This is a genomic window from Variovorax sp. P1_H12_2 (genome assembly GCF_056405335.1).
In genome coordinates this window covers 1-4,058 of record NZ_JBFUCI010000508.1, presented here as the reverse complement: position 1 = coordinate 4,058, position 4,058 = coordinate 1, and the positions used below count along the sequence as shown (strand labels likewise).

6 protein-coding genes and 1 tRNA gene are annotated in these 4,058 nt (G+C 65.1%); 2 read left to right on the top strand and 5 right to left on the bottom strand.

The annotated features are described in order from the left end of the window. From AC1D2K_RS31240 to cysM, 4 genes are all read right to left on the bottom strand, one after another. Nucleotides 1–233 (bottom strand): hypothetical protein (locus AC1D2K_RS31240; RefSeq protein ID WP_478093880.1); only part of this gene is annotated, 233 nt, incomplete at its 3' end. A 12-nt stretch (nucleotides 234–245) separates the two neighbouring features. Then, nucleotides 246–473, bottom strand: coding sequence for a sulfurtransferase TusA family protein (locus tag AC1D2K_RS31235; protein WP_478093878.1), 228 nt, complete (start codon nucleotides 471–473; stop codon nucleotides 246–248). 26 nt (nucleotides 474–499) lie between these two features. Beyond that, nucleotides 500–1,030 (bottom strand): NUDIX domain-containing protein, encoded by a 531-nt coding sequence (locus tag AC1D2K_RS31230; RefSeq protein ID WP_442285750.1) that lies wholly within the window; start codon nucleotides 1,028–1,030, stop codon nucleotides 500–502. 156 nt (nucleotides 1,031–1,186) lie between these two features. Continuing rightward, nucleotides 1,187–2,089 (bottom strand): cysteine synthase CysM, encoded by a 903-nt coding sequence (gene cysM, locus AC1D2K_RS31225; RefSeq protein WP_478093876.1) that lies wholly within the window; start codon nucleotides 2,087–2,089, stop codon nucleotides 1,187–1,189. A gap of 40 nt (nucleotides 2,090–2,129) precedes the next feature. Between cysM and AC1D2K_RS31220 the strand changes: the two genes are divergently transcribed. Continuing rightward, a tRNA-Leu gene (locus AC1D2K_RS31220) sits at nucleotides 2,130–2,214 on the top strand. A gap of 112 nt (nucleotides 2,215–2,326) precedes the next feature. Here the strand turns inward: AC1D2K_RS31220 and metC are convergent. Continuing rightward, nucleotides 2,327–3,544 carry a cystathionine beta-lyase gene (gene metC, locus AC1D2K_RS31215; RefSeq protein ID WP_478093882.1) on the bottom strand — a complete coding sequence of 406 codons (1,218 nt, stop codon included), beginning with the start codon at nucleotides 3,542–3,544 and terminating at the stop codon, nucleotides 2,327–2,329. A gap of 137 nt (nucleotides 3,545–3,681) precedes the next feature. Between metC and AC1D2K_RS31210 the strand changes: the two genes are divergently transcribed. Continuing rightward, on the top strand, nucleotides 3,682–4,058 hold a 377-nt coding region (locus AC1D2K_RS31210), incomplete at its 3' end, for an Lrp/AsnC family transcriptional regulator (protein WP_478093874.1).

Here is a 4,058-nt window from a genome sequence, read left to right as displayed (position 1 = left end):
GTGCTCGGGCGCAACTCACCGCCTCGCTCGGGGGAAGAGGCAGGAAAGCCAACGCGATCCTGGTAGGCGTGGCTGTTGGAATCGCCGAGGACCGCGAGGGGGACGGCGCCAGCAGATGCAGCGGTGCTGTCGACGTTCAAAGCCACACCATCGCTCCACTCCATCAAGGCCCACGCGGCGGCCAGTCCCACCAACGCAACCGCCACGACGGCGATGCGAAATCCCGGCTTCATGGCGACTGCGCTTCAGCGGCGGCGCAGCACGTGGATGAAATCGCTGCCGACCGTCTGCTGGTCGACCAGGTCGTTGCCCGTCTGGCGGGCGAACGCCTGGAAATCGCGCACCGAGCCCGGATCCGTGGACACCACCTGCAGCAACTCGCCGCTTTGCATTTCGTTGAGCGACTTCTTGGCCTTCAGGATGGGCAAGGGGCAATTGAGGCCGCGGGTGTCGAGCTCTTTGTGGATGTGCATGGCCGTTCCTTGAAACTGCGACGATTTTAGGAGGCTGGCCTCGGCCACTCGATGAATTCGGGCTCATGCCCCCGCGTACGCAGCCAGTCGGCGAGCGCGTAGCCGGTACCTGCGGGCCAGCATCTGAGCGCGGGCAGGTCGTAGAGACGATAGTCCACCAGCTCGGGCGAGAGCCGGACCTCGCCATCGGCGACCGCGTGATAGGCGATGATGACCTGGTTCATGCGCTTGAAGTCATAGGCCCCGACCAGATTCAGCTCGCTCGCGTCGAGGTTGGTCTCTTCCTTGATCTCGCGCGCGATGCCCTCTTGCGGCGTCTCGCCGGCCTCCATGAAACCGGTGATCAGCGCATACATCTTGTGCGGCCAGGCCGCATTGCGTGCCAGCAGCACCTGCCCGCGGTACTCGATGATGGCGGCCAGCACCGGCGTCGGGTTGTTCCAGTGCGTCCAGCCGCATGCCGGACAACGCAGGCGCGACTTCGGGCCTCCATCCTCGGCGAGTTCGATGTGGGCCAGCGGCGTGGCGCAGTCGGGACAGAACTTGGGTTCGGGCATGTTTCCTCTCAGGTTTCCATCACACAATCGCGCGGCGCGCAGCCCCCCGAAACCGGCACGCCCAAAACCAGGGATACCGGGGAACCGGCTTCGCCGGGCCGCCGGTATCGCCCCCTCGAGGGGGCGGCGCCGCAGGCGCTGCGGGGGTGATTCATATCAAGCCGGAAAGACGCCGGTCGACAGGTAGCGGTCGCCACGGTCGCACACGACGAAGACGATGGTCGCGTTCTCGACCGTCCTGGCGATCTCGAGGGCCACCCACAGCGCGCCGGCGGCCGAGATGCCGCCGAAGATGCCCTCCTCGCGGGCCAGCCGGCGGCACATCTCCTCGGCGTTGTCCTGGCTCACGTTGACCACCTGGTCGACCCGGCTCGGGTCGTAGATCTTGGGCAGGTATTCCTGCGGCCACTTGCGGATGCCCGGGATGCGCGAACCTTCGTCGGGCTGCGCACCGACGATGCGCACCGCCGGATTCTTTTCCTTCAGGAACTGCGAGACGCCGGTGATGGTGCCGGTGGTGCCCATCGCGCTCACGAAGTGGGTGATGCGTCCGCCCGTGTCGGTCCAGATCTCGGGGCCGGTGGTCTCGTAGTGGATGCGTGGATTGTCCGGATTGGCGAACTGGTCGAGCACCCGCCCCTTGCCCTGCTGCACCATCTGCTCGGCCAGGTCGCGCGCGTACTCCATGCCGCCGCTCTTCGGGGTCAGCATCAATTCGGCGCCGAAGGCCTTCATGGTCTGGGCCCGCTCGACCGACAGGTCCTCCGGCATGATCAGCACCATGCGGTAGCCCTTGATGGCCGCGGCCATCGCGAGGGCGATGCCGGTGTTGCCGGAGGTCGCTTCGATCAGGGTGTCGCCGGGCTTGATCTCGCCGCGCTCCTCGGCGCGCTTGATCATCGACAGGGCGGGCCGGTCCTTGACCGAACCGGCGGGATTGTTGCCTTCGAGCTTGCCAAGGATCACATTGCCGCGCTGCGCGTTGGCTGCCGCATCGATGCGCTGCAGCGCGACCAGTGGCGTCTTCCCAATCGCGTCTTCAATCGTCGGATATTGCATGGGCCCACTGTGCCATAATTTTGGGCTTCCTTCCTCCCGTGCCCGGGTGGTGAAATTGGTAGACGCAGGGGACTCAAAATCCCCCGCCGCAAGGCGTGCCGGTTCGATTCCGGCCCCGGGCACCATCGCTTGCCAGCGAAGCAATGCTTCGCGTGATGCCCTCAACCCGAGGCGGCAAGCCAGGCAGCGACGGGCCGCCATGCACATGCATATGCACATGCAGGACGCGCACCATACTCAGCAGGCCGGCTCAAGGTGCACCACGGCAGCCGGCTGGGTGGAGATCGTTGCCGTCGCAGCCGCCAGAGCCTGGGTCAAGTCGGCGGTCAAGTCGTCAACGTCTTCGAGCCCGGCATGGATGCGGACCAGTGGCCCCTGCAAATGCCAGGGACGGGCATTCCGGCGGGGACGATCCATCGGAAGCGCCAGGCTTTCATAGCCCCCCCACGACAGACCGATACCGAACAGCTGCAAAGCGTCGAAGAAGGCAGCCAGGGCAGTGCGATCCATGGGACGCAGCGCAATGGAGAACAGGCCGCTGGCGCCGGTGAAATCGCGCTTCCACAAGGCATGGCCCGGGTCGCTCGGCAAGGCCGGGTGCATGACCTGCTCCACCAGCGGATGCTGGGCCAGAAACTGTGCCAGCCGCAGGCCCGTGGCCCCGTGTTGCTGCATGCGCAGGGCCAAGGTGCGAAAGCCGCGCAGCGCCAGGAAGATGTCATCCGGCCCGATGGTCTGGCCGAAGTCCTGCACCCCCCTTTGCAGCAGGGGCCAGGCGCGCTCGTTCGCAGTGGCCACACCCAGGATCGCATCCGAATGGCCCACCATGTACTTGGTGCCGGCCTGCACGGACACGTCCACGCCATGCGCGAAGGGCTTGAAGAACAGCGGCGTGGCCCAGGTGTTGTCCATGACCACATAGGCCCCGACCTTGTGCGCCTGGGCAGCGATGGCGGGTATGTCCTGCATCTCGAAGGTGCCAGAACCGGGCGCCTCGACAAACACGACTCGCGTGCTGGGGCGCAGCAGGTCGGCGATGCCCGCACCGATCAGGGGATCGTAGAACTCGGCGGTGACGCCGAAGCGGCTCAGCACCTTCTCGGCAAAGGCGCGCGTGGGCCCGTAGACACTGTCGCACACCAGCACGTGGTCGCCGGTGCGCACCAGCGCCAGGATGGCGTGGGTGCACGCAGCCAGCCCCGACGGCAGCACGATGGAGCGGTAGCCTCCTTCCGCGTGCGCGACCAGTTCTTCGAGCGCCGCCGTGGTCGGCGTGCCGAAGCGGCCGTAGGAAGCGTAGGCGTTCTCCGGAGTCTTGCGGCTCTCCCATTCCTGCAAGGTCGAAGAGACGATGGTCGAGCCCCGATAGACCGGCGTATTGACCATGCCGTAGTGCAAGGAGGGCCGGCGGGCCCTGTGGGCCAGAAGGGTGGACGGTTGAAGCGCGTGAGGCATGGGCCAGCAAGGAAGCGTTGAGTTGCTGTCCAGTGTAGAAAAGACGACCCGAAAAAAGCATACAATTTTTCCAAGAAATCGGGATCCATGGAGAATGATCAAACCCCTAAACGTTAAATTATGAGAAAAGTTTTCCCATGGATCGCATTGACAAGTTGATTCTGGAACACCTGCAGCGGGATGCCACCATCTCCCTGCAGCAGCTCAGCGAGGCGGTGCACCTCTCCACCACGCCATGCTGGCGGCGCGTGCAACGGCTCGAGCGGGAGGGCTACATCCTGCGCAAGGTCACCTTGCTTTCCCCACAGAAGCTCAATGTCGGGGTGACCGTTTTCGTCTCCATTCGCACCACGCAGCACGATGACCGATGGATGCAGAAGCTCTGCAAGGTCGTGGCCGGCATCCCGGAGATCGTCGAGTTCTACCGCATGAGCGGCGACATCGACTACCTGTTGCGCGTCGTGGTGCCCGACGTCAGCGGCTACGACGCGGTGTACAAGCGGCTGGTGGGCGC

Excerpts from the sequence above, each read along its gene's own strand:
- AC1D2K_RS31235 (WP_478093878.1), bottom strand. The coding sequence starts at position 473 with ATGCACATCCACAAAGAGCTCGACACCCGCGGCCTCAATTGCCCCTTG.
- metC (WP_478093882.1), bottom strand. The coding sequence starts at position 3,544 with ATGCCTCACGCGCTTCAACCGTCCACCCTTCTGGCCCACAGGGCCCGC.
- AC1D2K_RS31230 (WP_442285750.1), bottom strand. The coding sequence starts at position 1,030 with ATGCCCGAACCCAAGTTCTGTCCCGACTGCGCCACGCCGCTGGCCCAC.
- cysM (WP_478093876.1), bottom strand. The coding sequence starts at position 2,089 with ATGCAATATCCGACGATTGAAGACGCGATTGGGAAGACGCCACTGGTC.